We start from the raw sequence: 25,362 nt of genomic DNA, 5'->3' as shown, positions 1-25,362 counted from the left end.
GGCTGTCGCCGCTGTCTCAGGTTTCCTGCAACAACGGCTGCAGGGCTTTATCTATGGCCTCCCGAGCGCGGAAGATTCGAGAGCGCACGGTACCCACCGGACATTGCATGACACTGGCAATGTCTTCGTAACTCAACCCATCGAATTCGCGCAGGGTCAGTGCCGTGCGCAAATCTTCGGGCAGTTGCTGGATGGTGCGATGGACGGTGCCTTCGATTTCATCCCGCAACAACGAGCGCTCTGGGGACTCGAGATCCTTGAGACCATGATCGCCGTCGTAAAACTCCGCATCCTCGGAGCTCACATCGCTGTCTGGCGGCCGTCTTCCACGGGACACCAGATAATTCTTCGCCGTATTGATGGCGATGCGGTACAGCCACGTGTAGAAGGCACTGTCACCGCGGAAATTGCCAAGCGCACGGTAGGCCTTGATGAAGGCTTCCTGTGCTACATCCTGGGCCTCGTGGGTGTCGTGAACGAACCGCACGATCAACCCGAGAATCTTGTGCTGATACTTCAGCACCAACAGATCGAACGCTCGCCTGTCGCCGCGCTGCACGCGCTCTACAAGCTGCTGATCCTCTTCCTGGGTTAGCATGAACACTCCTCAGTGAACTCGAAGGAGCGTTGCGACAGCCTTCGCTCAGGCTTGCAACCATAGACTCGGGCTTTACGCAAAAGTTCTCCCCTCCAAGCAAGTTTCCTGCGGCCCTCTGTCGGCTCGCACGGAAGACGCGGCGCGGTCACGGCCCGCTGCGTCGATAATCGGGTTTCGAATACACAGGTGTCAGCCCGGATAGAGCTGCCGCACTGCGTCGCCGCGGCAAAATTGTGGCGTGCGAACAGCCTTCATAGGATTTCCGGCCGTAGCGGAAAGTTCCCACAAAGATTGCCGCAACCTCATGAGCGGCATGGAAATTCGACGCTACAGGCTGCTATAAAGACAGCCCGGCCAGCATTCACGATAGTTTCACATTGCCATCGGCGCGTGACTATTGTGCCGCGCCCCCTCCAAAGATTACTAGTGTCCTGACATGAGCCAACAATTCCAACATGATGTCCTGGTGATCGGCAGCGGTGCCGCCGGTCTCAGCCTGGCACTGAACCTCCCCGGCCACCTGCGCATAGCCGTGTTGAGCAAGGGCGACCTGGCCAACGGCTCGACCTTCTGGGCCCAGGGCGGTGTGGCCGCCGTACTGGACGACACCGATACCGTGCAGTCGCATGTCGAGGACACCCTCAATGCCGGCGGCGGCCTGTGTGACGAGGCGGCCGTGCGCTTCACTGTCGAACACAGCCGGGAAGCCATCGAGTGGCTGATCGAGCAAGGCGTGCCGTTCACCCGCGACGAACACTACAGTGTCGATGACGGCGGCTTCGAGTTCCACCTCACCCGCGAGGGCGGCCACAGCCATCGGCGCATCATTCACGCCGCCGACGCCACCGGTGCGGCCATCTTCACCACCCTGCTGGAGCAGGCCAGGCAACGCCCGAACATCGAACTGCTGGAACAGCGGGTGGCGGTCGACCTGATCACCGAGCGGCGCCTGGGGCAACCTGGCGAGCGCTGCCTCGGCGCCTATGTGCTGAACCGCAACAGCGGCGAGGTGGACACCTTCGGCGCCCGCTTCACCGTGCTGGCCACCGGCGGCGCGGCCAAGGTCTACCTCTACACCAGCAACCCCGACGGCGCCTGCGGGGACGGCATCGCCATGGCCTGGCGCGCGGGCTGCCGGGTGGCCAACCTGGAATTCAACCAGTTCCACCCGACCTGCCTGTACCACCCGCAGGCCAAGAGCTTCCTGATCACCGAGGCCCTGCGTGGCGAAGGCGCCCTGCTGCGCCTGCCCAACGGCGAGCGCTTCATGCCGCGCTTCGACCCGCGTGAAGAGTTGGCCCCGCGCGACATCGTGGCCCGCGCCATCGACCACGAAATGAAGCGCCTGGGCCTGGACTGCGTGTACCTGGACATCACCCACAAGCCGGCCGACTTCATCAAGAGCCACTTCCCCACCGTCTACGAGCGCTGCCTGACGTTCGGCATCGACATCACCCGCCAGCCCATCCCGGTGGTGCCGGCAGCCCACTACACCTGCGGCGGGGTCATGGTCGACGACCGCGGCCACACCGACATACCGGGCCTGTATGCCATCGGCGAGACCAGCTTCACAGGCCTGCACGGCGCCAACCGCATGGCCAGCAACTCGCTGCTGGAATGCTTCGTCTATGGCCGTGCCGCCGCGAAGGACATCCAGGCACACCTGCCTGAAATCGCCATGCCCAAGGCCCTGCCCTGCTGGGATGCCAGCCAGGTCACCGATTCGGACGAGGACGTGATCATCGCGCACAACTGGGACGAACTGCGCCGGTTCATGTGGGACTACGTGGGCATCGTGCGCACCAGCAAGCGCCTGCAGCGCGCCCAGCACCGGGTGCGCCTGCTGCTGGACGAGATCGACGAGTTCTACAGCAACTACAAGGTCAGCCGCGACCTGATCGAGCTGCGCAACCTGGCCCAGGTGGCGGAACTGATGATTCGCTCGGCGATGCAGCGCAAGGAGAGCCGAGGGTTGCACTACACCCTGGACTATCCGGGGATGCTGGATGAGGCCAAGGACACCATCCTCAGCCCCACCTGAACCCGGCGTCGCCTGCTTCGCGGGCAAGCCCGCTCCCACAGGTACAGCGTCGCCCCTGAGGTCTGCGCTATCCCTGTGGGAGCGGGTTTACCCGCGAAGCAGGCGACGCGGTACTGAACCGGCGACGGCTGAACTTCAGCCTGACCCGCAAGCGCCGATGCTGCTCTGCCTCCAAGGCATCCCGCGGCACGCACTGGCTCTCGCCAAACCAGCACCCCGCCCTGACGAACCGCAACACCACCAGCCCCGGCAACGCCACGCTATCCCGACACAAGCGCACCGGCTGCCAGCCCCGCGCGCGGCAGAACACCTTCCAGCCGAGTGCATCACGGCGCAAGCCGGTCACGGCATGGGGATCAGTCAACAGGATACGTCGGGGAATGGCCCAGCCAGCGTGGGCAATGCAAGCGGCCAGAACCGGCAGGCCAAGCCACCAGGGCAGCGCGCTCAGCCACAGGGCCAGCAGCGCCAGCACCTGGCAACCGAGGTAGGCCGCCAGCAACAGGCGCGAGCCTTGCCAGCGGCACTCGAAGAAATCACTTGGGCTGGACACGGTCCAGAATGATGCGGACCATGCGCTGCAACTCCGGGTCTTCGGACTCGGTGCGCTCCATGAACCAGCCGAACATGTCCTGATCTTCGCAGCTCAACAGGCGCACATAGAGTTCGCGGTCAGCCTCGCCCAGGGTCGGATAGACCTCCTGGGTGAATGGCACCAGCAGCACGTCCAGTTCCAGCATGCCGCGGCGGCTGTGCCAGAAAAGCCGGTTGAGTTCAGTTTGTTCGACCATGGGACCCTCCTCGAATGGCCGCGCAGTATACCGCGCAGTGGACGATGCGACACAGGGCGTTGGTCTAGTCACCTACCTATTTTGTTACCGGCGTTCTATGATGGCCGCCAGTCTTTAGCCACCGCGATGACCCATGGCCGATTCCGCTTTCTTCAGCCCCCTGCTCCACGAGGGCATCCTCGCCGTCCGCGGCTCCGACGCCGGCAAGTTCCTGCAGGGCCAGCTGACCTGCAACATCAACTACCTCAGCCACGAGCACGCCGGCCTTGGCGCCCGCTGCATGGTCAAGGGGCGCATGCAGTCGAGCTTCCGCATCCTGCCCGAAGGCAACGGCTACCTGCTGGCCATGGCCAGCGAACTGCTGGAGCTGCAACTGGCCGACCTGAAGAAGTACGCCGTGTTCTCCAAGGCCACGCTGACCGACGAAAGCGCCGCCTGGGCGCGCTTCGGCCTGCAAGGTGGCGATGCCGCGCTGCAGGCACTGGGCATGAGCGTGCCGACCACCCCGGGCGCCACCGTGCGCCACGAGGGGTTGATCGCCATTGCCGTCTCCCCGGGGCGCGTCGAACTCTGGGCCTCGGCCGAGAATGCCGCCAGCGTGCGCGAGCACCTGACGGCCGCCCTGCCCGAGGGGAGCCTCAACGACTGGCTGCTGGGGCAGATCCGCGCCGGCATCGGCCAGGTCATGGGCCCGACCCGCGAGCTGTTCATCCCACAGATGATCAACCTGCAGGCGGTCGATGGCGTGAGCTTCAAGAAAGGCTGCTATACCGGCCAGGAAATCGTCGCGCGCATGCAGTACCTGGGCAAGCTCAAGCGCCGCCAGTACCGCCTGGCGCTCGATGGGCAGGCCATTCCGGCACCGGGTGCGGAGATCTTTTCGCCGACCCATGGTTCGTCCGTCGGCGAAGTCGTGCTGGCCGCCAGCAGTGGCCAGGGCTGTGAACTGCTCGCGGTGCTGAGCGCCGATTCGGTGGAGGACGACAACCTGCACCTGGGCAGCCTGCAAGGCCCGCGCCTGCAGGTGTTGAATCTGCCTTACGAGCTGGACCGCGACCGGGAAATCCAGCGCTGAAGATTGCACCACCCTTGCCATTGAGACGTTCATGAACAAGCTGTCCGAGATGGTCCAGGCGCAATTGCTGGCGGCCATCGACAACGATGACCTGGTCCTGCCGACCCTGCCCGAGGTTGCCTTGAGCATTCGTGAGGCTGCCGAAGACAGCGAGATCAGCGTTGCCGCCCTGAGCAAGGTGATCGGCCGTGACGCTGCCTTGTCGGCACGCCTGATCAAGGTGGTCAACAGCCCGCTGCTGCGTGCCGCAGTGGAAGTGACCGACCTGCACACCGCCATCACCCGCCTGGGCATCAACTACAGCTGCAACCTGGCCATTGGCCTGGTGATCGAACAGATCTTCCACGCCCGCTCGTCGGCAGTTGAGCAGAAGTTGCGGGATATCTGGTCGAACAGCCTGGAGGTTGCGGGCATCAGCTATGAACTGTGTCGACGCTACGCGCCTGAATTGAAACCTGACCAGGCGACGCTGGGCGGGCTGGTCAACCAGATTGGCGCGCTACCGGTGCTGATCTATGCCGAAGAGCACAACGAACTACTCTCCGACCCGGTTTGCCTGCACCACGTGATCGAACAGATCCAGCCAGTGCTGGGCGACAAGATCCTGTCGTCGTGGGAGTTTCCCGAGCAGTTGGTGAACCTGCCGAGCCAGGTGCAGGACCTGGATCGGCGCACCGACAAGATCGACTACATCGATGTGGTGCAGATTGCCAAGTGCGTGAGCCAGCGTGGCCGCAGCCGGCCGCTGGCGGCTTTGCCGGCCTATCGGCACCTCGGGTTGCCGTATGGCACGGAGCTTGAGATGGGTGAGTTGCTGGAAGCGCGGAGCATGTTGCGCTGACGCGGCTTGGCCTGCTCCGGCCTCTTCGCGGGTAAACCCGCTCCCACAGCCTCCGGCCTGTGATATTCCTGTGGGAGCGGGCTTGCCCGCGAAGAGGCCGGCACAGGCAACACATCAATCGGCGATGAAGCTCACCCGCACCTTCAACCCGCCCTTCTCGCCATCATGCAGGCTGATCTGCGCCAGGTGCGCCCGGCAGATCTCCCCGACGATCGCCAGCCCCAGTCCACTGCCCTGCACCCCTCGCCGGTAGAACCGCTCGAACACCCGCTCGCGCTCATCTTCGGGGATACCAGGCCCATCGTCCTCGACCTCCAGCACCGCCGGCGCCAGCACCCGCAGAATCACGTTGCCCCCCACCGGCGTGTGCGCCAGCGCGTTGTCCACCAGGTTGCTGAGCAATTCGTTGAGCAGGGTCGGCTCGCCTTTCAGCCACACCGGCGCCTCGGCCTCCAGCGCCAGGGCCACGCCACGATTGTGCGCCAGCGGCGCCATGGCCATGCCCAACTCGCGGGCCAGCTGGCTCAGGTCCAGGCGCTGTGCGCCACCTTCGGCAATCGCCCGGGCGCCGTTCTCGACCCGCGCCAGCGACAGCAACTGATTGGCCAGGTGAGTCAGCCGATCGGTACCCTGGGCCGCTGACTCCAGGGTCTGGCGCCACTCTTCGGGCTGCTGCGAACGCAACCCGAGCTCTACCCTCGCCTTCAGCGCGGCCAATGGCGTACGCAACTCATGGGCGGCCTCGGCGATGAACTGGGCCTGGCGCTCGAACTGCCCGCGCAAGCGCTCGGTGAAATGGTTCAGGGCACGCACCAGCGGGCCCAGTTCGCGCTGCACCTGCACCACCGGCAAGGCCCGCAGGTCGTCCGGCTGGCGCTCCTCCACCGCCGTGCGCAGGCGCTCCAGCGGGCGCAACGCCGCGCTCACCGCGAACCACACCATCACCAGCGCCCCCAGCGCCAGCATACCCAGGCGCAGCAGGGTATCGGCCATCAGCCCGCGGGCCATGCGCACCCGCGCCTCCTCGGTCTCGGCCACGCGGATTTCCGCCATGCCATTCATGTTCGGTTCGCTGACCGCCTTGAGCAGGCTGACCACGCGCACGTCCTGGCCGAGATAGGTGGCGTTGTAGAAGCGCGCCAACGCCGGGTAGTCGTCGGTGCGCGGCGTGCCCGGCGGTGGTGGCGGCAGGCGTTCGTAACCGGAAATCAGCTGCTGGTCGATGTCCAGCACCTGGTAGTAGATGCGCCCGGCGCTGTCGTAGGCGAAAGTGTCCAGGGCCACATAGGGCACCTCGGCGCTGAGGGTACCGTCGCGCTGGGACAGGCCCGCGGCGATGGTCCGCGCCGAGGCCAGCAGGGTGCGGTCGTAGGCGGTGTCGGCGGCTTCGCGGCCGTTCCAGTAGGCACTCAGGCCACTGGCCAGCATCAGCACCACCAGCAGCAACGCCAGGTTGCCGACCAGCCGCCCGCGCAGGCTGCCGTTGTCACGCATCGCGGTGCTCGAGCAGGTAGCCCAGGCCGCGGAAGGTGACGATGGCCACCGGGTGGCCGTCGAGTTTCTTGCGCAGGCGGTGGATGTAGATCTCGATGGCGTCGGCGCTGGCCTCTTCGTCCAGGCCGAACACCTGGGCGGCCAGCTGTTCCTTGCTCATTACCCGCCCCGGGCGAGCGATCAGCGCCTCGAGCACGCTCTGCTCGCGGGAGGTCAGGGTCAGGGTGTCATCGCCCAGGCTGAAGCGCCGCGTGTCCAGGTCGTAGACCAGCGGCCCGCAGCGCTGCTGGCGCTCGCCGCCGAGCACGCTGCGGCGCAGCAGGGCCTTGACCCGTGCTTCCAGCTCGGTCAGTTCGAACGGCTTGGCCAGGTAGTCATCGGCACCGAGGTTCAGCCCGTGCACGCGGTCCTTCACATCGCTGCGTGCGGTCAGCATCAGCACCGGCAAGGTCTTGCCGCGGCCGCGCAGGCGCGCCAGCACCTCGAAACCGTCCATCCGCGGCAGGCCCACGTCGAGCACGGCAACAGCGTACTCCTCGCTGGCCAGGGCCAGGTCGGCGGCCACGCCATCGTGCAGCACATCCACGGTCAGGCCATGGCTTTTCAGGGCCTGGGCCACGCTTTCTGCCAGTTGCAGGTGGTCTTCGACCAGCAGCACACGCATCGGGTTCTCCCTGTTCGGGTGGACAGTGGCGCGGAGTGTACCGCTGTCGCCACGCCTGTGAAGCCCCTTGCAACAAACCTTTCGCGCTGAAAGGTTCACGAAAGGTTCGTTACCTAGCATCGCACCACGGTCGCTCCACGCGCCGCAAAAAGCACCAGCAAGGTGCAACGAACAAGAATAAGAAAACGGAGTCATCCCGATGCTGTCATTGCAGCCTCAGGCGTTCGCGCCTAGCCGTTCCCTGTCCGCACGCCCATCCGCCATCGCCAGTGCCCTCGCACTCGCCGGCGTCGCCCCGCTGAGCCAGGCCGCCTTCCTCGAAGACAGCACGGCGACCTTCGAAACCCGCAACATGTACTTCAACCGCGACTTCCGCGACGGCACCAGCGCGCAGCAATCCAAGCGCGACGAATGGGCCCAGGGTTTCATGCTCAACTTCGAGTCCGGCTACACCGACGGCACCGTGGGTTTCGGCCTGGACGCCCTGGGCATGCTGGGCATCAAGCTCGACTCCAGCCCCGACCGCACGGATACCGGCCTGCTGCCGACCCATGACGACGGCAAGGCGGCCAACGAGTACTCCAAGCTCGGCCTGACCGGCAAGGTGAAGATTTCCAGGACCGAACTCAAGGTCGGCACGCTGATCCCCGAACTGCCGACCCTGCAGCCCAACGACGGGCGCATCCTGCCGCAAACCTTCGAGGGTGGCCTGCTCACCTCCCAGGAAATCAAAGGCCTGACCTTCACCGGCGGGCGCCTGGACAAGGCCAAGGACCGCAACGACACCAACTGGGAAGACCTGGCCCTGAACAACAAGAACGGCCGCTTCGGCGGTACCTTCAGCGCCGACAACCTCGACCTGGCCGGCGTCGACTACAAACTCACCGACCGCATCACCGGCAGCTACCACTTCGCCCAGCTCGACGACATCTACCGCCAGCACTTCATCGGCCTGCTCGCCACCCAGCCCTGGGGCCCGGGCACCGTCGGCGCCGACGTGCGCCTGGCGATCAGCGACGATGCCGGCGCGGCCAAGGCCGGGCGCATCGACAACACCACCTTCAACACCATGCTCAGCTACAGCCTGGGCGGGCACAAGGTCAGCGCCGCCTGGCAGCAGCTGTCGGGCGACAGCGCCTTCCCCTACGTCGATGGTGCCGACCCGTACCTGGTCAACTTCGTCCAGATCAACGACTTCGCCGGCGCCGACGAGCGCTCCTGGCAGGCGCGCTACGACTACAACTTCGCAGCCCTGGGCATCCCCGGCCTGACCTTCATGACCCGCTACATCAACGGCGACAACGTCAGCCGCGCCGCCGGTGGCGAGGGCAAGGAGTGGGAGCGCAACACCGAACTGAAGTACGTGGTACAAAGCGGCGCGTTGAAAAACGTCGCCGTGCGCCTGCGCAACGCCACCTTCCGCTCCAACTTCGCCCGCGACGCCGACGAAGTGCGGCTGCTGGTGAGCTACAGCGTGGCCCTGTGGTAAGCCCAAGCGGTAACCGATAACAACAACGCTCACGGAGACATTCGATGACCTTTTCACTGCGCCGCCTCGTCCTCGCCACCGGCTGCCTGCTGCTGGCCGGCAATGCCCTCGCCGCCGAACCGAAACGCCCTGAATGCATCGCCCCGGCTTCGCCAGGCGGCGGCTTCGACCTGACCTGCAAGCTGGTGCAGAGCGCCCTGGTGCAGGAAAAGATCCTCAGCAAGCCAATGCGCGTCACCTACATGCCCGGCGGTGTCGGCGCAGTGGCCTACAACGCCGTGGTCGCCCAGCGCCCGGGCGACGCCGGGACCCTGGTGGCCTGGTCCAGCGGCTCCTTGCTGAACCTGGCCCAGGGCAAGTTCGGCCGCTTCGACGAGAACGCGGTGAAGTGGCTGGCCGCCGTCGGCACCAGCTATGGCGCCATCGCGGTGAAGAGCGATTCGCCGTACAAGACCCTCGACGACCTGGTCGCGGCGCTGAAGAAAGACCCGAGCAAGGTGGTGATCGGCTCCGGGGGCACCGTCGGCAGCCAGGACTGGATGCAGACCGCGCTGATCGCCAAGGCTGCCGGCATCAACCCGCGCGACCTGCGCTACGTGGCCCTGGAAGGCGGCGGCGAGATTGCCACTGCACTGCTGGGCGGGCACATCCAGGTCGGTTCGACCGACATCTCCGACTCCATGCCCCACATCCAGAGCGGCAACATGCGCATCCTTGCGGTGTTCTCGGAAAACCGCCTGGACGAGCCGGAAATGAAAGACATCCCCACCGCCAAGGAGCAGGGCTACGACATCGTCTGGCCGGTGGTGCGTGGCTTCTACCTCGGCCCGAAGGTGAGCGACGAGGAATACGCCTGGTGGAAGGAGTCGTTCGACAAGATGCTGGCTTCGGAAGACTTCGCCAAGCTGCGTGACCAGCGCGAGCTGTTCCCGTTCGCCATGACCGGCGAAGAGCTGGACGGTTATGTGAAGAAGCAGGTGGCTGAGTACAAATCCCTGGCCAAGGAATTTGGCCTGATTCAGTAAGCCATTCACGACTTTCCCCCGATCCCTGTGGGAGCGGGTTTACCCGCGAATGCGTCGGACCAGACAACATCGTTTCATGATCTGGCGCTTTCGCGGGTAAACCCGCTCCCACAGGGTCCGCGTCGTCCCGAAAAACCGAGGATTTCTCGATGATCCTGCAACGCATTTTCGCCCTGGCCCTGCTGGCGGTGTGCGCCGCCCTGGCGGTGATGGCCTGGCCCTACCAGGCCGCGTTTTCCTACGAACCGGTGGGCCCGCGCGCCTATCCGCTGCTGATGCTCGGCCTGATGAGCCTGGGCCTGCTGTACCTGGCGATCCGTCCCACCCCCATCGTGCGCAAGGACGACGAGCCAGAACTGGACCGCGAAACCCTGATCAAGATCGCCGTCTGCGTCGGCCTGCTGATCGTCTTCGCCGGCACCTTCGAAACCTTGGGCTTCATTCTCAGCGCCATCCTCGTCGGCATCCCCATGGCCCGCCTGTACGGCGGCCGCTGGCTGCACAGCAGCCTGGTGGTAGTGGGCATGAGCGTGCTGCTGTACTGGCTGTTCGACCGCGTGATGGACGTACCCCTGCCCCTTGGCCTGCTGAGCGTACTGGAGAACTGACACATGGATACCTTGAGCTACCTGGGCCAGGGCTTCGGCGTCGCCCTGAGCCCCTACAACCTGGTCACCGCCCTCTCGGGCACGCTGATCGGCACCGTGGTCGGCCTGCTGCCGGGCCTGGGCCCGATCAACGGCGTGGCCCTGCTGATCCCGATCGCCTTCGCCCTCGGCCTGCCGCCGGAGTCGGCGCTGATCCTGCTGGCCGCGGTGTACCTGGGCTGCGAATACGGCGGCCGGATCAGCTCGATCCTGCTGAACATCCCGGGCGAGGCCTCGACCGTGATGACCACCCTCGATGGCTACCCGATGGCTCGCCAGGGCCTGGCTGGGGTGGCCCTGTCGCTGTCGGCGTGGAGCTCGTTCATCGGCGCCTTCATCGCCACCTGCGGCATGGTGCTGTTCGCCCCGCTGCTGGCGAAATGGGCGATCGCCTTCGGCCCGGCGGAATACTTCGTGCTGATGGTGTTCGCCATCGTCTGCCTCGGCGGCATGGCCGGCGACAAGCCCCTGAAGACCTTCATCGCCGCGCTGATCGGCCTGTTCCTGTCGGCGGTCGGCATCGACGCCAACAGCGGCGTGTACCGCTTCACCGGTGACAGCGTGCACCTGGCCGACGGCATCCAGTTCGTGGTGCTGGTGCTGGGCCTGTTCTCGATCAGCGAGATCCTGCTGTTGCTGGAAAAGACCCACCATGGCCACCAGGCGGTCAAGGCCACCGGGCGCATGCTGTTCAACTTCAAGGAAGCGGCCTCGGTATTCGTGGTCAACATCCGTTGCGGCCTGCTCGGCTTCATCATGGGCGTGCTGCCCGGTGCCGGCGCCACCCTGGCCAGCGCCGTGGCCTACATGACCGAGAAACGCATCGCCGGTGCCAACGGCAACTTCGGCAAGGGCGACGCCCGTGGCCTGGCCGCCCCGGAAACCGCCATCGGCGCCTCCTGCTGCGGCGCCCTGGTACCGATGCTGACCCTGGGCGTACCGGGCTCGGGCACCACCGCGGTGATGATCGGCGCGCTGACCCTGTACAACATCACCCCGGGCCCGCTGCTGTTCGAACAGCAACCGGACATCGTCTGGGGCCTGATCGCCTCGCTGTTCATCGCCAACATCATGCTGGTGATCCTGAACATCCCGATGATCCGCATCTTCACCCGCATCCTCGCCGTGCCGAACTGGGCACTGGTGCCGGTGATCGCCATCATCACCGCAATCGGCGTCTATGCGGTGCATGCCACCACCTTCGACCTGTTCCTGATGGTCGGCATCGGCATCATGGGCTACATCCTGCGCAAGCTGGACTTCCCGCTGTCGCCGATCCTGCTCGGGTTCATCCTTGGCGGGCTGATGGAGCAGAACCTGCGCCGCGCGCTGTCGATCTCCAACGGCGAACTGGGCATCCTCTGGTCGAGCCCGATCAGCCTGTCGGTCTGGGTGCTGACCCTGTGCATGCTGACCTTCCCGCTGCTGCGCATCTGGCGCAAGCGCAGCGTGCAGCGCCGGGCCATGGCCGATGCCTGATCGGTCGCTGCCGCTGTTCGTTGCGACCGGGCTGGTCGGCCTGGCTGGCGGTTATGCCGCCAGCCAGGTCGGCTGGCCTTTGCCATGGATGGTCGGCGCGTTGCTGGCGATCATCCTGGTGCGCTGCCTGACGCCCTGGCAGCTGTCGGAAATCCCCAATGGGCGCAAATGCGGCCAGTGCATCATCGGCATCGGCATCGGCCTGCACTTCACCCCGGCGGTGATCGAGCAGGTGGCCAGCCACTTCGCGCTGATCTTCTTCGGCGCGCTGTTCACCACCCTCTCCAGCGTGATCAGCGTATGGCTGCTGCGGCGCACCGGCGAGGACCGCGCCACGGCATTCTTCGCCAGCATGCCCGGTGGCTCGGGAGAGATGGTCAACCTCGGCGCACGCAACGGCGCGGTACTCAGCCAGGTGGCGGCGGCGCAGAGCCTGCGCGTGCTGGCGGTGGTGCTGTGCGTGCCGGCACTGTTCAAGTTCCTGCTCGGTGATGGCGTGCCGCTGAACCATGCCGGCAGCGTCAGCTGGGGCTGGCTGGCGTTGATCGTGCCGCTGGGCGTGGCCACGGGCTTTGCCTGGCAACGCTTGCGCCAGCCCAACCCGTGGCTGTTCGGGCCGTTGCTGGTGGCGGCGAGCGTGAGCCTGACGGGCGATCTGCAGATCGCCCTGCCCAATGGCGCCAGCCAGATCGGCCAGTGGCTGATCGGCAGCGGCCTGGCCTGCCACTTCAACCGCGCGTTCTTCCGCCGTGCGCCATCGTTTCTCGGGCGCACGCTGGTGGCCACCGGGTTGTGCATGGCGATTGCCGGCAGTGCGGCGTGGGGCTTGAGCGTGATGACCGCGCTGGACTTGCGTTCGCTGACGCTGGGGATGATGCCGGGCGGGATTGCCGAGATGAGCCTGACGGCGGAGACCTTGCAGCTGTCGGTGCCGCTGGTGACGGCGTTGCAGGTGATGCGCTTGTTGTTCGTGCTGTTTCTGGCCGAGCCGTTGTTCCGGATCTGGAACGCCAACTCCCGATAATCGTGTCGCCTGCTTCGCGGGTAAACCCGCTCCTACAGGGATAGCGCAGGCCGTGTAGGAGCGGGTTCACCCGTGAAGCAGGCGACGCTGTTTCAGAGCGGTGGCAACGCCCAGTTGATCGGCGCCATGCCGCGCTGTTCGAGGAAGCCGTTGGCACGGCTGAAATGCCCGCAGCCCAGGAACCCGCGATAGGCCGACAACGGCGACGGGTGCACCGACTTCAGCACCAGGTGCTTGGTACCATCGATCAGCTTCTGCTTGCTCTGGGCATGCGCCCCCCACAGCAGGAACACCACGTTCGGGCACTGCTCGCTGACCACCTGGATGATCCGGTCGGTAAAGAACTCCCAACCCTTCTTGGCATGGGACGCGGCGTTGGCGCGCTCCACGGTCATGGTCGTGTTCAGCAGCAGCACGCCCTGCTCGGCCCAGCTCTGCAGGTAGCCGTGGCTGGCAATCGGGATGTTCAGGTCACGCTGCAGTTCTTTGTAGATGTTGACCAGCGACGGCGGCGTGGCCACGCCCGGCTGCACCGAGAAGCACAGGCCATGGGCCTGGCCCGGGCCGTGGTAAGGGTCCTGGCCGAGGATCACCACCTTCACCTGCTCCAACGGCGTGGAATTCAGTGCATTGAAGATCAGCGGCCCTGGCGGGTAGATCTCCTTGCCGGCCGCATGTTCCTGGCGCAGGAACTCGCGCAACTGGTGCATGTAGGGCTGGTCGAATTCGGCGCGCAGCGCGGCCTTCCAGCCGGGTTCGAGTTTGATGCGATCGTCGTCAGTCATGGGGCCATCCGTAAACAATGGCGCGACACTAGGTAAGCCTCCCCGGCTTGTCAATCGATCCGACCGAAGACCGGCAGGTTCGGCCATGCGGTCCATACTGGGTGGATGACTTGAGCGAGGTAGTCCATGGCCATTCATTGCGAGGTACTGACCGGCGTCGATGGCGCCCGCATCGGCATTGCCACCCTGGATGCGCCCAAGGCGCTCAACGCCCTGAACCTGCCGATGATCGAAGTGCTCGGCGAGCAGCTGCACGCCTGGGCCCACGATCCCGGCATCGTCTGCGTGCTGCTGCGCGGCAACGGCGCCAAGGCCTTCTGCGCCGGCGGCGACGTGCGAGCGCTGGCCCAGGCCTGCCGCGAACACCCCGGCAGCGTACCGCCGCTGGCCGCGACTTTCTTCGCTGCCGAGTACCGCCTCGACTACCTGCTGCACCGCTACCCCAAGCCGCTGCTGTGCTGGGGCCATGGCCATGTCCTGGGTGGCGGCATGGGGCTGCTGCAAGGGGCCGGGGTGCGCATCGTCACGCCCAGCAGCCGGCTGGCGATGCCGGAAATCAGCATCGGCCTGTATCCGGACGTCGGTGCCAGCTGGTTTCTCGCCCGCCTGCCGGGCAGGCTCGGCCTGTTCCTGGGGCTGACCGGAGCACCGATCAACGCCCGCGATGCGCTTGATCTGGGCCTGGCAGACCGTTTTTTCGGCGAGCAGCAGCAGGAAGCGTTGATCGAGGAGTTGCTGCAACTGAACTGGCAGGAGCAGACCGCATTGCAATTGAACAGCCTGCTCAAGGCCGAACAGCATCGGGCCTGGGCCGAATTGCCGGAAGCGCAATGGTTACCACGGCGGCAGGTGATCGACGCCTTGCTCGATGTGGCCGACGCAGCGGCAGCATGGCGCGCCATCGAGGGTTTGAAACACCACCACGACCCACTGCTGGCGCAAGCAGGCCAAAGCCTGCACGAAGGCTGCCCACTGACCGCGCACCTGGTCTGGGAGCAGATCCGCCGGGCGCGGCACCTGTCACTGGCGCAGGTATTCCAGATGGAATACAGCATGAGCCTGAACTGCTGCCGTCACCCGGAATTCAGCGAAGGCGTGCGCGCGCGCCTGCTGGACAAGGACAACCAGCCGCGCTGGCATTGGCCGGACGTGGCACAGGTGCCGGCGGCGGTTGTCGAGGCGCACTTCACCAAGGTCTGGGAGGGGCGCCACCCGCTGGCGGACATGGTTTGATGCTGCCCGTCAGCGTTGCCAGTTGTGGTCGCCACCGCGCCCGCGATCGGGCCGGCGGTCGTTGTCCCCACGCCCATTGGAGTGCCAGCGATCATGTTGATAGCGCTGGCTGCCATTGCGGTAGTCGTTGCGGTCGCGGTCGCGCCCATAGTCGTAGCGCTGGCGATTGCCATAGTCATAGCGCGGGTTGCCGTGCCACTGGTTCACCCCGGGCCGAGGGTAAGAGCGATATACCGGCGGTGGCGCCGGACGGTAGTAACGCGGAGCCGGCTGGTAGTAGTAGCGCGTTTGCGGCACTACGTAGTAGCGGTCATAGCGGTCGTATCCCGGGTATGCATAACGGTCGGTGGTGTAGTAATCCGAACGGTAATAGCCCCCGCTCTCGTAGTAAGGAGCACAGGCGGATGTCATCAGACCCAACAGGGCGATCAACAGAATTCGATAGGACATGGCGGCCTCCTGGACCGCTGGGGTGCCCGAACAGCGGCGCTGGCGAGCGTCGGCGAAAATGCGTTCGTCGACAAGGCATCAGACAGCGACGGCAAGGTGCAGTGCCCTGCGCGCAATAAATTGATACAGGTCGTCGCCTGCGCCGGTCGGATATACTCCGTCCCAGTACGCCTTAGTGAAACACCCGGAACCGAGCATGACGGATACCCAGCACTGCCCCGCCTGCGGCGCTCTCAACCAGTGCACCCTGGCCGACCCTCGCAGCGCCACCCAACCCTGCTGGTGCTTTGGCGCAAGCATCGACCCTGCGGTGCTCCAGGCCCTGCCCGCCGAGCTGCGCAACAAAGCCTGCCTGTGCCCGCGCTGCGCCGCCGTGGAAGATCAACTCGCGCACGCGGCAGCCCCGAGCAACGGCAAAAACCGCTAGACTGCGCCCCCCTTTCGCTGCCCGAACACCATGCGCCTCGACCGCTTCCTCGCCAACCTGCCCTGCTACAACCGCCAGCAAGTGCGCCTCATGCTGGTGCAGCGGCGCGTGCGCGTGGACGGTGAAGTGGCGTCCGACCCCAGGTGCGAAGTGCGCGAATTCAGCCGGGTCGAGGTTGACGACCAGCTGCTGCAAGCCGGCCGCCCGGCCCGCTACCTGATGCTGCACAAGCCCGCTGGCTGCGTCAGCGCGACCCAGGACCCACAGCACCGCACCGTGCTCGACCTGCTGCCCACCGAGCTGCGCGACGACCTGCACATCGCCGGGCGCCTGGACTTCAACACCACCGGCCTGATGATCCTGACCAACGACGGCCAGTGGTCGCGGCGCCTGACCCAGCCGGCCACCAAGCTGCCCAAGCACTACCTGGTCGAAACCGAGGACGAGATCGGCGAACACTACGTCGCCAAGTTCACCCAAGGCTTCTACTTCGCCTTCGAAGGCCTCACCACCCTGCCCGCCCAGCTCGACATCCTCGGCCCGCGCCAGGCACGGCTGGCGATCGTCGAGGGGCGCTACCATCAGGTCAAGCGCATGTTCGGCCATTTCGACAACAAGGTCGTTGGTCTGCACCGTGAAAGCATGGGCTCGATCCGGCTCGATCCTTGCCTGAAACCAGGTGAGTTCAGGGCACTGACGGCGGCAGAAATCGCCTCGGTCTGAATGCCGTAATACAGGCATACGACCGCCGAGCGGCTGGAGTCACAAATTTGCGCAAACGGAACTTGCGCGATTGCAGACCCACTGCTTGACTCCTACCTCGTCAGTCCATGAGTGACCAGCCAGTCACGTAATCTGGACCCTGACACTTTTTGCCGGCCACCCAGCGCCTCGATACGTTGGGGCACGGCAGATCGCCCGCCAAAAACAATCGTCGACACGTGTGCCAAGGATCGACACAGGGCCCCCCGGTTTACTTCAGGCAAATGCCTACCTGTCATAAAGAACGTGCACCCTAGGTGACGCGAATACCCTTTTTGCGCCAGGAGTCGATGACATGAGGCCAGAAATCGCTGTACTTGATGTCCAAGGTCAGTATCGGGTTTACACGGAGTTCTATCGCGCGGATGCGGCCGAGAAGACGATCATTCTGATCAATGGGTCGCTGGCCACCACGGCATCGTTCGCCCAGACGGTGCGCAACCTGCACCCGCAATTCAACGTCGTGCTGTACGACCAACCCTATGCAGGCAAGTCCAAACCACACAACCGCCAGGAACGGCTGATCAGCAAGGAGGACGAGGCGCATATCCTGCTGGAGCTGATCGAGCACTTCCAATGCGACCATGTCATGTCCTTCTCCTGGGGCGGGGCCGGTACATTGCTGGCGCTGGCGCACCAGCCACGGCGGGTGAAGAAGGCAGTGGTCAGCTCGTTCTCGCCGATCATCAACGAACCGATGCGCGACTACCTGGAACGTGGCTGCCGGTACCTGGCCGCCTGCGATCGCTACCAGGTCGGCAACCTGGTCAACGACACCATCGGCAAGTTCCTGCCGTCGCTGTTCAAGCGCTTCAACTATCGCCACGTGAGCAGCCTGGACCGCCACGAGTACGAGCAGATGCACTTCCACATCAACCAGGTGTTGCAGCATGACCTGGAGCGTGCCTTGAAAGGCGCCCGCAACATCGACATTCCGGTGCTGTTCATCAACGGTGACCGGGACGAGTACACCACGGTCGAGGATGCGCGCCATTTCAGCCAGCACATCGGCAACAGCCAGTTCAGCGTGATCCGCGATGCCGGGCACTTCCTCGACATGGAGCACAAGAGCGCCTGCGAGGACTACCGCAACGTGATGCTGGGTTTCCTCAAGCCTACGCTGCGTGAAGTGCGTCAGCAGCAGCCCTATCCATTTGCACAGCAGGGCCAGCATGCAGTTGCCATCTGAGCGTATCGGCGTCCTGTAGCTTCACCCGCAGGCTATGGGCGCCGACAGCTTTTATTTATAACCGGGGCTTCTAATTCGAGGAGGGTTCTGGTAAAAAGTCGAACGCAAACGCGGGTATAGTTTAGTGGCAAAACGAAAGCTTCCCAAGCTTTAGTTGAGGGTTCGATTCCCTCTACCCGCTCCAAATCGCATTTCCCTCGCATGGCGTTCCAGCAACGTCATCGCTGTCAAAAGGAGCCGAGGCTCCTTTTTTCGTTTTTCCACTTTTTGCTCGACCGCTCGGCGGCGGTTACGGAAAAGCCACTGCGCAGCTGGCCATGGCGACGACGTACTTGAAACCTTTAATGGGAACGTCCCTGTTCAGTTGAAGCGGCAATCGTGGAAGGCCATCCAGTCGCTGCCGGACGTAAACTGCAATACGCATTCGGCTTCGAACTTCTGACCTGGGCGCAGCGTGGTCATTACCGCCTGCTGGGCCTTGTCGGTCGTGCTCAGGCGCGCCAGCTCGTAGCCGTCATCGTTGCCAGCGGCAAGAATCGGTGCACCCTTGAGGTTGGTGGACAGTTCCAGGGCGATAGCGGAAATGCGCAGGGGCTTGTTGCGCTCTTCCATGCTCAATGTGGAGTAGTTGTTATTTTCGTAGGCCTGGTACAGCGACGAGAGCTCCACGGCGGCGTGGGCGGCGGATGGCACGATCATGCAGGCGGCAAGCGCTGCGAGTTTGCAGAGTTTCACACTGGCTCCTTGTGTAGATGATCCAGCGCGCAAACGCTGGAGGCAGGCACTTTGCCATCGCTGACCACCCTGTTCCATCAGGCAAACCCTGATGTAGCTACAGCCAGTAACGCATCCGCAAAGATCGGGAGCCCACCCGGAGCAAAAGGATCTTCGGCAACTTGCCTGACATGCTAAAGTCCCCGCCGTTTCCCGCACCACCGAACGGACCCCGCATGCCAGCTCTCGACGCCCGCCTCGCCCCTTGGCCAGACCTCAACCAGCGCCACCCGTGCACCGCCCTGCTGCTGGGCAATGGCGCCAGTCGTGCCCTGTGGAAGCCGTTCGGCTACTTCTCGCTGTTCGAGGAAGCCCAGCGCGCCGGGCGCAAGAAGGGCCTGGCGATCAGCGACCAGGCGCTGTTCAAGTCCTTGGGCACCGAGCTGTTCGAGCCGGTGCTGAGCACCCTCAACCAGACCGTGCGTGCCAACGCCGCCCTGGCGATCAACTCCACCGCGCCGCTGAACCGCTACTACTCGATCAAGGAAGGCCTGATCCACGCCATCCGCACCTTGCACCTGCCCTGGCCGCTGATGCCTGCCGCCACCCTGGCGTCGATCAACCAGGCCTTGCGCGACTACCGCAGCGTGTACACCAGCAACTACGACCTGATCCTGCCCTGGGCCGTGCAACATGCCGCGCAAGGCTTCGCCGAGCTGTTCGACGAGCAGGGTTTCTTCGACGTGCGCCGCACCCGCAGCGAAGGCACCCGCGTGCTGCACCTGCACGGCGGCCTGCACCTGCTCAAGTTGCCCGACGGCAGCACCCGCCAGCGCAGCGCCGATGGCGCCGAACTGCTCGATGGGTTTGCCGTGAACATTCCCGGTGAAGTGCCGCTGTTCGTCAACGAGGACCGTAGCGAGGAAAAGCTGCGAGCCATCCGCCATTCGGACTACCTGGCCTGGAGCCTTGGCCAGCTGGCGCAGGAAAGCCAGGGATTGTGCCTGTTCGGCCAGCACCTGGACAGCAGCGACCAACACCTGCTCGAGGCCATTCGCCAGGCACGCCCGGCGCACCTGTCGATTGCCATCCGGCCGCTGAGCGAGGCATCGGTCATCAACCAGAAGCAGCACTATGTGCAGCGGTTCGGCGATTTGCCGGGCACAGCCTTGCACTTTTTCGATGCGAGCACGCATCCGTTGGGGTTGCCGGAACTGGCAATCGAGGTGCCGGGCACCAAGCGCTGAGGGGGACCGGACACGGGTTGATCAATAGGCCAGGTTCCGCGAAGCCCCGAACACACGCTCATGAGCACGGGCGACGTTGATCGTCATCGCCACCTGGGCCAGATCCAGGATCTCCTGACCAATCGCATAACTCCCCCGAGCCTGCAGCCAGCGGAGAACATCGGCCAGATGCCACAGCGAAGTACCGCCATCATGCATGGGTGCGGGAAAGCTGTGCATATGCGAGAGCATCAACTTGCGCATGTTCTGCCGCGATACACCGATGATTTCGGCGACATCGGTCAGCCCCACGAGATCGGGTGTCGCCTCGATCAGACGGGCACTGGGAACCGCTTCGCGGACGTCGCTCAAGGCACTTTCAATCGCCTCCTTGGCAGATCGGGACTCTCGCAAGAATGCCAAGGCCAGCCGGCCAGGCTGACCCACGCCGACTACCGCGTCATCACAACCCGCCGCGGCCAGGCGCTCCAGAAGTACGTCGACTTCTTCGTCTTCGATCAGTTGATACTTGAGGGTGAACTCGTATTCCATTGCTACCTCTCCCGAGCTGCTTTCGATGTACGGTTGCCGAGGGGTTGGTGCAGTTATCCACCACACGCCGCAGCTGGCGGGCAAAATTGCCAGGATTCTTCGGGGTGCTCCACACGCTGGTTATGCAGAACTCCCCGCAACGGCAATCGGCATCGTTGAAAGGGCAATACAACTTGCCCCAGCAATGGCCTCCACCCACCACGACCTTCCATCCTTGTGATTCAGCGTGCCTCAAGGCCTGCTCGACCTCTTTCTTGGCATGACTGGGGCGTGACATCAGCGTTCTCCAGTGTGGTCGGCTCAGTGCGAGGTTGTCAACTGACAACCTCGCCCGCTCGACGAGCGAGCACACCACACTACAGATCTCTTCAAGCCAAATACGACCGGCAACAGTGCTTGGGAATTGTCCTACGAGTATTCAGGAGCAGCGCCCACGCGGCGCCTGCTCTTCACCTGGCGACCTTCAGATCAGCTTGTCCGCCTGCAACAAGGTTTCCAGGCAATGCTCGCGCACCCCGTAGAACGCCTTGAGCTGCTCGATCTTCTCCAGCAACGCCGTGTTATCCCCCGCCTGCCGCCGCTTCACCGCGAGGATCATCTTGTTCTTGTTGGTGTGCTCCAGCGAGATGAACTCGAACACCTTGGTCTCGTAGCCACAGGCTTCCAGGTACAGCGCGCGCAGGCTGTCGGTGAGCATCTCGGCCTGCTGCCCCAGGTGCAGCCCATACTGCAGCATCGGCTGCAGCAGCCCCGGGCTGTGCAGTTGCGGGCGGATCTGCTTGTGGCAGCACGGCGAGCACATGATGATCGCGGCGTTGCAGCGGATGCCGGTGTGGATGGCATAATCGGTGGCGATGTCGCAGGCATGCAGGGCGATCATCACCTCGATCGCCTCGGGTACCACACTGCGCACGTCGCCGCACTGGAACTCCAGGCCCGGATGCTCCAGGCGCGCGGCGGCGGCGTTGCACAGGTCGACCATGTCCTGGCGCAGCTCCACGCCAGTCACCTGCGCCTCGCGGCCCAGGGTGTCGCGCAGGTAGTCGTGCATGGCGAAGGTCAGGTAACCCTTGCCCGAGCCGAAGTCGGCGACCCGCAGTGCCTGCTCCGTCGGCACCGGGGCGTTGGCCAGGGCGTGGTCGAACACTTCGATGAACTTGTTGATCTGCTTCCACTTGCGCGACATCGACGGGATCAGCGCACCTTGGGCGTCGGTCACGCCCAGGTCACGCAGGAACGGCCGCGACAGCTCCAGGTAGCGCTTCTTCTCACGGTCATGGCCGGTGCTGGCGGCGGCCTCACGCGGGGCCTGCGCGCCATGGCGCTGGAGCATCGGCTTGCCCTTCTTGCTGAACGTCAGCTGCAGCTCGCCGTCGGCATCGAACAGGTGGGCATTGCGGAAGCTTTCCGGCAGCAGTTCTGCGACCAGCGCCAGCGCCTGGTCCAGGGGCAGGTTGCGGGTAATGTCGCGGGTCTGGTGGCGATAGACCAGCGACAGGTTGGCCTGCCCCTTGACCTGCACGGGTTTGGCGATGATGCGCTGCAAGGTCTGGTCGGCGCCGACATGGCGTGCCAGCACCAGCTTGACCAGGGTGTTGCCGTGCAGGGCGGCGCTCAGCAGGTCGAGGAACTGGGCGCGCGCATCCGGCGCGGAGGAAGCGGAAGAACAGGCGGACATGAAGGGACGGTGCCTCGAATAGCGGGAGCGTTACGCAATGCCGCGCATTCTACACCCTCCGCAGGCCGGCTCAGTCGAGAATCACCAGGCGGTTGGGCAGTTCGTTGCGCGCATGGGTGCGTGGCAGCTGTTCGCCGAGCCGCTCGCCACAGGCCTCGATGCACTCGACGAAGCCCTGCAAGGTCCGGCCCTGGCGCACCTGCTCGGCGAACCGGGCGACGATCAGCGCTCGCGCATCGGCGCCGAAGTGGCGGTCGATCCCCTGGTCGACCAGGATCGCCACGTAACGCTCCGCCTCCGCGACGAAGATCAGCACGCCAGTGGCACCTGCGGTGCGCTGCAGGTTCTGTTCGCGAAACTGCTGTCGGGCCAGGCTCGCCGCGCGCCAGCGGCGCAACGCGCGCGGAATCAGCCAGGCGGCAAGGCGCGGCTGGCGCAGCAGCAGGCACAGGCCGATGAACAGCAGCACATTGGCCACCAGCAGCCCGCGTACCCCGGGCCAGCCGAGCTGCCAGTGCAGCAGGCCCGGCACCGCCAGCGCCAGCACGGCGGCCCAGAACAGTGGCAGGTAGGCGTAGTCATCCGCGCGGCGGGCCAGCACGGTCACCAGTTCGGCGTCGGTGCGCCGCTCGGCGCGGGCGATGGCCTCGGCTATCTGGCGCTGCTCGTATTCGTTGAGGGGGGTCATGCCTTCGGTCTCTTGGGCGTTCTTATAATTGTTGTCCCGGCATACGGGGCTTCCTAACCTGGCGACATATTCAGGCATAATCCGCCGCTGGAAGAAAAGCACGCGAATCGTACAACAATAGCCGCCTGAAAAACTCGGCCGCGCACGTATCCCCGTGGATACGTCACAGGCCACGACAATGGAATTCATGATGAAACTGTCTTTGCTGGGCCTGGCCCTGGGCCTTGCCAGCCAGGCGGCCCTTGCCGCCCAAACCGCCCCGCCCCTGCAGGACAAGCAGGCCTTCATCGATCACCTGATCGGCCAGATGACCGAGGCCGAGAAGATCGGCCAGTTGCGCCTGATCAGCATCGGCCCGGAAATGCCCCACGCGAAGATCCGCGAAGAAATCGCCGCCGGGCGCATCGGTGGCACCTTCAACTCGCGCACCGCCCCCGAGAACCGGCCGATGCAGGACGCCGCCATGCGCAGCCGCCTGAAGATCCCGATGTTCTTCGCCTACGACACCATCCACGGCGAACGTACCATCTTCCCGATCGGCCTGGGCCTGGCCGCCACCTGGGACATGGACGCCATCGCCAAGGTCGGCCGCACCTCGGCCATCGAAGCCTCGGCCGACGCCCTGGACATGACCTTCGCGCCGATGGTCGACATCGCCCGCGACCCGCGCTGGGGCCGCACCAGCGAAGGCTTCGGCGAAGACACCTACCTGACCTCGAAGATCGGCCAGGTGATGGTCCGTTCGTTCCAGGGCAGCAGCCCGGCCAACCCCGACAGCATCATGGCCATCGTCAAGCACTTCGCCCTGTACGGCGCGGTGGAGGGCGGCCGCGACTACAACACGGTCGATATGAGCCTGCCGAAGATGTACAACGACTACCTGCCACCCTACCGCGCCGCGCTCGACGCCGGTGCCGGCGGGGTGATGGTGGCGCTGAACTCGATCAACGGCGTGCCGGCCACCTCCAACACCTGGCTGATGAACGACCTGCTGCGCAAGGAGTGGGGCTTCAAGGGCGTGACCATCAGCGACCATGGCGCCATCCAGGAACTGATCCGCCACGGTGTCGCCCGTGACGGTCGCGAAGCGGCCAAGCTGGCGATCAAGGCCGGTATCGACATGAGCATGAACGACACCCTGTACGGCGAAGAACTGCCAGGGCTGCTCAAGGCCGGCGAGGTGACCCAGCAGGAGCTCGACCAGGCCGTGCGCGAAGTGCTCGGCGCCAAGTACGACATGGGCCTGTTCAAGGACCCCTACGTGCGCATAGCCAAGGCCGAGGCCGACCTCAAGGACTACTACGGCGAGGACCGCCTGCACCGCGACGCTGCCCGCGACGTGGCGCGCCGCAGCCTGGTACTGCTGGAAAACAGGCAGCAGACGCTGCCCCTGAAAAAAGCCGGCACCATCGCCCTGGTAGGCCCCCTGGCCGATGCGCCGATCGACATGATGGGCAGCTGGGCCGCCGACGGCAAACCGATGCACTCGGTGACCGTGCGCGAAGGCCTGCGCCGTGCCGTCGAAGGCAAGGCCAAGCTGGTCTATGCCAAGGGCTCCAACGTCACCGGCGACAAGGCGATTCTGGACTACCTGAACTTCCTCAACTTCGATGCCCCGGAAATCGTCGACGACCCGCGCCCGGCTGCGGTGCTGATCGATGAGGCGGTCAAGGCCGCCCGGCAGTCCGACGTGGTGGTCGCCGTGGTCGGCGAATCCCGTGGCATGTCCCACGAGTCGTCGAGCCGCACCACCCTGGAAATCCCGGCCAGCCAGCGCGAGCTGATCAAGGCCCTGAAAGCCACCGGCAAGCCGCTGGTGCTGGTGCTGATGAACGGTCGCCCGCTGTCGATCGGCTGGGAGCGCGAACAGGCCGACGCCATCCTGGAAACCTGGTTCGCCGGCACCGAAGGCGGCAACGCCATCGCCGACGTGCTGTTCGGCGACTACAACCCGTCCGGCAAGCTGGCCATCACCTTCCCGCGTTCGGTCGGGCAGATCCCGATGTACTACAACCACACCCGCATCGGCCGGCCGTTCACCCTTGGCAAGCCGGGCAACTACACGTCGCAGTACTTCGAGGAGCCCAACGGCCCGCTGTATCCGTTCGGCTATGGCCTGAGCTACAGCAGCTTCGAGCTGTCCGGGCTGACGCTGGCGAACAAGGACCTCAAGCGCGGCGAAACCCAGGTAGCCAAGGTGACGGTGAAAAACACCGGCAAGCGTGACGGCGAGACCGTGGTGCAGCTGTACCTGCAGGATGTGTCGGCGTCGATGAGCCGCCCGGTCAAGGAGCTCAAGCGCTTCCAGAAGCTGATGCTCAAGGCCGGCGAGTCGCGCACCCTGACCTTCAGCCTCAGCGAGGATGACCTGAAGTTCTACAATGGCCAGCTGCAGCGGGTGGCCGAGCCTGGCGAGTTCAATGTCCAGGTCGGGCTGGATTCCCAAGCGGTGCAGCAGCAGAGCTTCGAACTGTTGTAACTGGTTTGCCT

25 protein-coding genes, 1 tRNA gene and 1 pseudogene are annotated in these 25,362 nt (G+C 64.8%); 15 read left to right on the top strand and 12 right to left on the bottom strand.

What is annotated here, in order from left to right; genetic code table 11:
- Window positions 1–16: 16 nt before the first annotated feature.
- Complete coding sequence (rpoE, locus tag ACIP21_RS22190) at window positions 17–598, bottom strand: RNA polymerase sigma factor RpoE (protein WP_003252049.1); 582 nt, start codon at window positions 596–598, stop codon at window positions 17–19.
- Between the two features lie 436 nt (window positions 599–1,034).
- Between rpoE and nadB the strand changes: the two genes are divergently transcribed.
- The gene (gene nadB / locus ACIP21_RS22185; protein ID WP_400692107.1) at window positions 1,035–2,639 is read left to right on the top strand and encodes an L-aspartate oxidase; all 1,605 of its coding nucleotides are present in this window, start codon (window positions 1,035–1,037) and stop codon (window positions 2,637–2,639) included.
- 67 nt (window positions 2,640–2,706) lie between these two features.
- Here nadB and ACIP21_RS22180 read toward each other — a convergent pair whose 3' ends face one another.
- Complete coding sequence (locus ACIP21_RS22180; protein ID WP_400692104.1) at window positions 2,707–3,192, bottom strand: protein YgfX; 486 nt, start codon at window positions 3,190–3,192, stop codon at window positions 2,707–2,709.
- Entirely contained in the window at window positions 3,176–3,430 is a 255-nt protein-coding gene (locus ACIP21_RS22175; protein ID WP_400692101.1) for a succinate dehydrogenase assembly factor 2, read from the bottom strand. The genes ACIP21_RS22180 and ACIP21_RS22175 overlap by 17 nt, the downstream gene beginning before the upstream one ends.
- Window positions 3,431–3,563: 133 nt before the next feature.
- Here ACIP21_RS22175 and ACIP21_RS22170 point away from each other — a divergent pair, with 133 nt between their 5' ends.
- A complete protein-coding gene (locus tag ACIP21_RS22170) occupies window positions 3,564–4,505 on the top strand; it encodes a YgfZ/GcvT domain-containing protein (protein WP_400692098.1) in 942 nt (313 codons plus the stop codon).
- A 31-nt stretch (window positions 4,506–4,536) separates the two neighbouring features.
- Window positions 4,537–5,346 (top strand): HDOD domain-containing protein, encoded by an 810-nt coding sequence (locus ACIP21_RS22165; RefSeq protein ID WP_400692096.1) that lies wholly within the window; start codon window positions 4,537–4,539, stop codon window positions 5,344–5,346.
- A 114-nt stretch (window positions 5,347–5,460) separates the two neighbouring features.
- On the opposite strand, the gene ACIP21_RS22160 is transcribed toward ACIP21_RS22165, so the two are convergent.
- Window positions 5,461–6,840, bottom strand: a complete 1,380-nt coding sequence (locus tag ACIP21_RS22160; protein WP_400692093.1) for a sensor histidine kinase — start codon at window positions 6,838–6,840, stop codon at window positions 5,461–5,463.
- Entirely contained in the window at window positions 6,833–7,504 is a 672-nt protein-coding gene (locus ACIP21_RS22155) for a response regulator (protein ID WP_400692090.1), read from the bottom strand. Before ACIP21_RS22155 ends, ACIP21_RS22160 begins: the two co-directional genes overlap by 8 nt.
- A gap of 199 nt (window positions 7,505–7,703) precedes the next feature.
- Here ACIP21_RS22155 and ACIP21_RS22150 point away from each other — a divergent pair, with 199 nt between their 5' ends.
- From ACIP21_RS22150 to ACIP21_RS22130, 5 genes are all read left to right on the top strand, one after another.
- Entirely contained in the window at window positions 7,704–8,993 is a 1,290-nt protein-coding gene (locus tag ACIP21_RS22150; protein ID WP_400692088.1) for an OprD family porin, read from the top strand.
- Between the two features lie 44 nt (window positions 8,994–9,037).
- Window positions 9,038–10,018 (top strand): Bug family tripartite tricarboxylate transporter substrate binding protein, encoded by a 981-nt coding sequence (locus ACIP21_RS22145; RefSeq protein ID WP_400692085.1) that lies wholly within the window; start codon window positions 9,038–9,040, stop codon window positions 10,016–10,018.
- A gap of 149 nt (window positions 10,019–10,167) precedes the next feature.
- Window positions 10,168–10,626, top strand: a complete 459-nt coding sequence (locus ACIP21_RS22140; RefSeq protein WP_400692083.1) for a tripartite tricarboxylate transporter TctB family protein — start codon at window positions 10,168–10,170, stop codon at window positions 10,624–10,626.
- Between the two features lie 3 nt (window positions 10,627–10,629).
- Entirely contained in the window at window positions 10,630–12,144 is a 1,515-nt protein-coding gene (locus tag ACIP21_RS22135) for a tripartite tricarboxylate transporter permease (protein ID WP_400692080.1), read from the top strand.
- On the top strand, window positions 12,137–13,168 hold the full coding sequence (locus tag ACIP21_RS22130; RefSeq protein WP_400692077.1) for an AbrB family transcriptional regulator: 1,032 nt from the start codon (window positions 12,137–12,139) through the stop codon (window positions 13,166–13,168). Before ACIP21_RS22135 ends, ACIP21_RS22130 begins: the two co-directional genes overlap by 8 nt.
- A 92-nt stretch (window positions 13,169–13,260) precedes the next feature.
- On the opposite strand, the gene ung is transcribed toward ACIP21_RS22130, so the two are convergent.
- Complete coding sequence (ung, locus tag ACIP21_RS22125; RefSeq protein WP_400692075.1) at window positions 13,261–13,953, bottom strand: uracil-DNA glycosylase; 693 nt, start codon at window positions 13,951–13,953, stop codon at window positions 13,261–13,263.
- A gap of 126 nt (window positions 13,954–14,079) precedes the next feature.
- On the opposite strand from ung, the gene ACIP21_RS22120 reads away from it, so the two are divergent.
- Window positions 14,080–15,186 (top strand): enoyl-CoA hydratase/isomerase family protein, encoded by a 1,107-nt coding sequence (locus tag ACIP21_RS22120; RefSeq protein WP_400692073.1) that lies wholly within the window; start codon window positions 14,080–14,082, stop codon window positions 15,184–15,186.
- A gap of 9 nt (window positions 15,187–15,195) precedes the next feature.
- Here ACIP21_RS22120 and ACIP21_RS22115 read toward each other — a convergent pair whose 3' ends face one another.
- Complete coding sequence (locus tag ACIP21_RS22115; protein WP_400692071.1) at window positions 15,196–15,636, bottom strand: hypothetical protein; 441 nt, start codon at window positions 15,634–15,636, stop codon at window positions 15,196–15,198.
- Between the two features lie 196 nt (window positions 15,637–15,832).
- Here ACIP21_RS22115 and ACIP21_RS22110 point away from each other — a divergent pair, with 196 nt between their 5' ends.
- From ACIP21_RS22110 to ACIP21_RS22095, 4 genes are all read left to right on the top strand, one after another.
- Complete coding sequence (locus ACIP21_RS22110; protein ID WP_400692068.1) at window positions 15,833–16,063, top strand: cysteine-rich CWC family protein; 231 nt, start codon at window positions 15,833–15,835, stop codon at window positions 16,061–16,063.
- A 30-nt stretch (window positions 16,064–16,093) separates the two neighbouring features.
- A complete protein-coding gene (locus ACIP21_RS22105) occupies window positions 16,094–16,786 on the top strand; it encodes a pseudouridine synthase (protein ID WP_400692065.1) in 693 nt (230 codons plus the stop codon).
- Window positions 16,787–17,120: 334 nt separating this feature from the next.
- Complete coding sequence (locus ACIP21_RS22100) at window positions 17,121–18,014, top strand: alpha/beta fold hydrolase (protein WP_400692064.1); 894 nt, start codon at window positions 17,121–17,123, stop codon at window positions 18,012–18,014.
- A gap of 110 nt (window positions 18,015–18,124) precedes the next feature.
- Window positions 18,125–18,198, top strand: a tRNA-Gly gene (locus ACIP21_RS22095).
- 176 nt (window positions 18,199–18,374) lie between these two features.
- On the opposite strand, the gene ACIP21_RS22090 is transcribed toward ACIP21_RS22095, so the two are convergent.
- Entirely contained in the window at window positions 18,375–18,749 is a 375-nt protein-coding gene (locus tag ACIP21_RS22090; RefSeq protein ID WP_400692062.1) for a hypothetical protein, read from the bottom strand.
- A gap of 215 nt (window positions 18,750–18,964) precedes the next feature.
- Here ACIP21_RS22090 and ACIP21_RS22085 point away from each other — a divergent pair, with 215 nt between their 5' ends.
- Window positions 18,965–19,975, top strand: coding sequence for a DUF4917 family protein (locus tag ACIP21_RS22085; protein ID WP_400692060.1), 1,011 nt, complete (start codon window positions 18,965–18,967; stop codon window positions 19,973–19,975).
- 21 nt (window positions 19,976–19,996) lie between these two features.
- On the opposite strand, the gene ACIP21_RS22080 is transcribed toward ACIP21_RS22085, so the two are convergent.
- From ACIP21_RS22080 to ACIP21_RS22065, 4 genes and pseudogenes are all read right to left on the bottom strand, one after another.
- Window positions 19,997–20,506: a helix-turn-helix transcriptional regulator gene (locus tag ACIP21_RS22080; RefSeq protein WP_400692059.1), complete on the bottom strand. Its 510-nt coding sequence runs from the start codon at window positions 20,504–20,506 to the stop codon at window positions 19,997–19,999.
- A 19-nt stretch (window positions 20,507–20,525) separates the two neighbouring features.
- A pseudogene (locus ACIP21_RS22075) lies at window positions 20,526–20,783 on the bottom strand (hypothetical protein); the annotation flags it as partial.
- Between the two features lie 186 nt (window positions 20,784–20,969).
- Window positions 20,970–22,184 (bottom strand): class I SAM-dependent methyltransferase, encoded by a 1,215-nt coding sequence (locus tag ACIP21_RS22070; protein ID WP_400692056.1) that lies wholly within the window; start codon window positions 22,182–22,184, stop codon window positions 20,970–20,972.
- Between the two features lie 70 nt (window positions 22,185–22,254).
- Window positions 22,255–22,872: a TPM domain-containing protein gene (locus tag ACIP21_RS22065; protein ID WP_400692053.1), complete on the bottom strand. Its 618-nt coding sequence runs from the start codon at window positions 22,870–22,872 to the stop codon at window positions 22,255–22,257.
- A gap of 187 nt (window positions 22,873–23,059) precedes the next feature.
- On the opposite strand from ACIP21_RS22065, the gene bglX reads away from it, so the two are divergent.
- Entirely contained in the window at window positions 23,060–25,351 is a 2,292-nt protein-coding gene (gene bglX, locus ACIP21_RS22060; protein ID WP_400692050.1) for a beta-glucosidase BglX, read from the top strand.
- Window positions 25,352–25,362 lie beyond the last annotated feature (11 nt).

It is taken from the genome of Pseudomonas sp. NPDC089401, assembly GCF_044749485.1.
GTDB lineage: Bacteria > Pseudomonadota > Gammaproteobacteria > Pseudomonadales > Pseudomonadaceae > Aquipseudomonas.
Note: the sequence above shows the minus strand (reverse complement) of the source record. Positions and strands in the feature narration are given on the sequence as shown.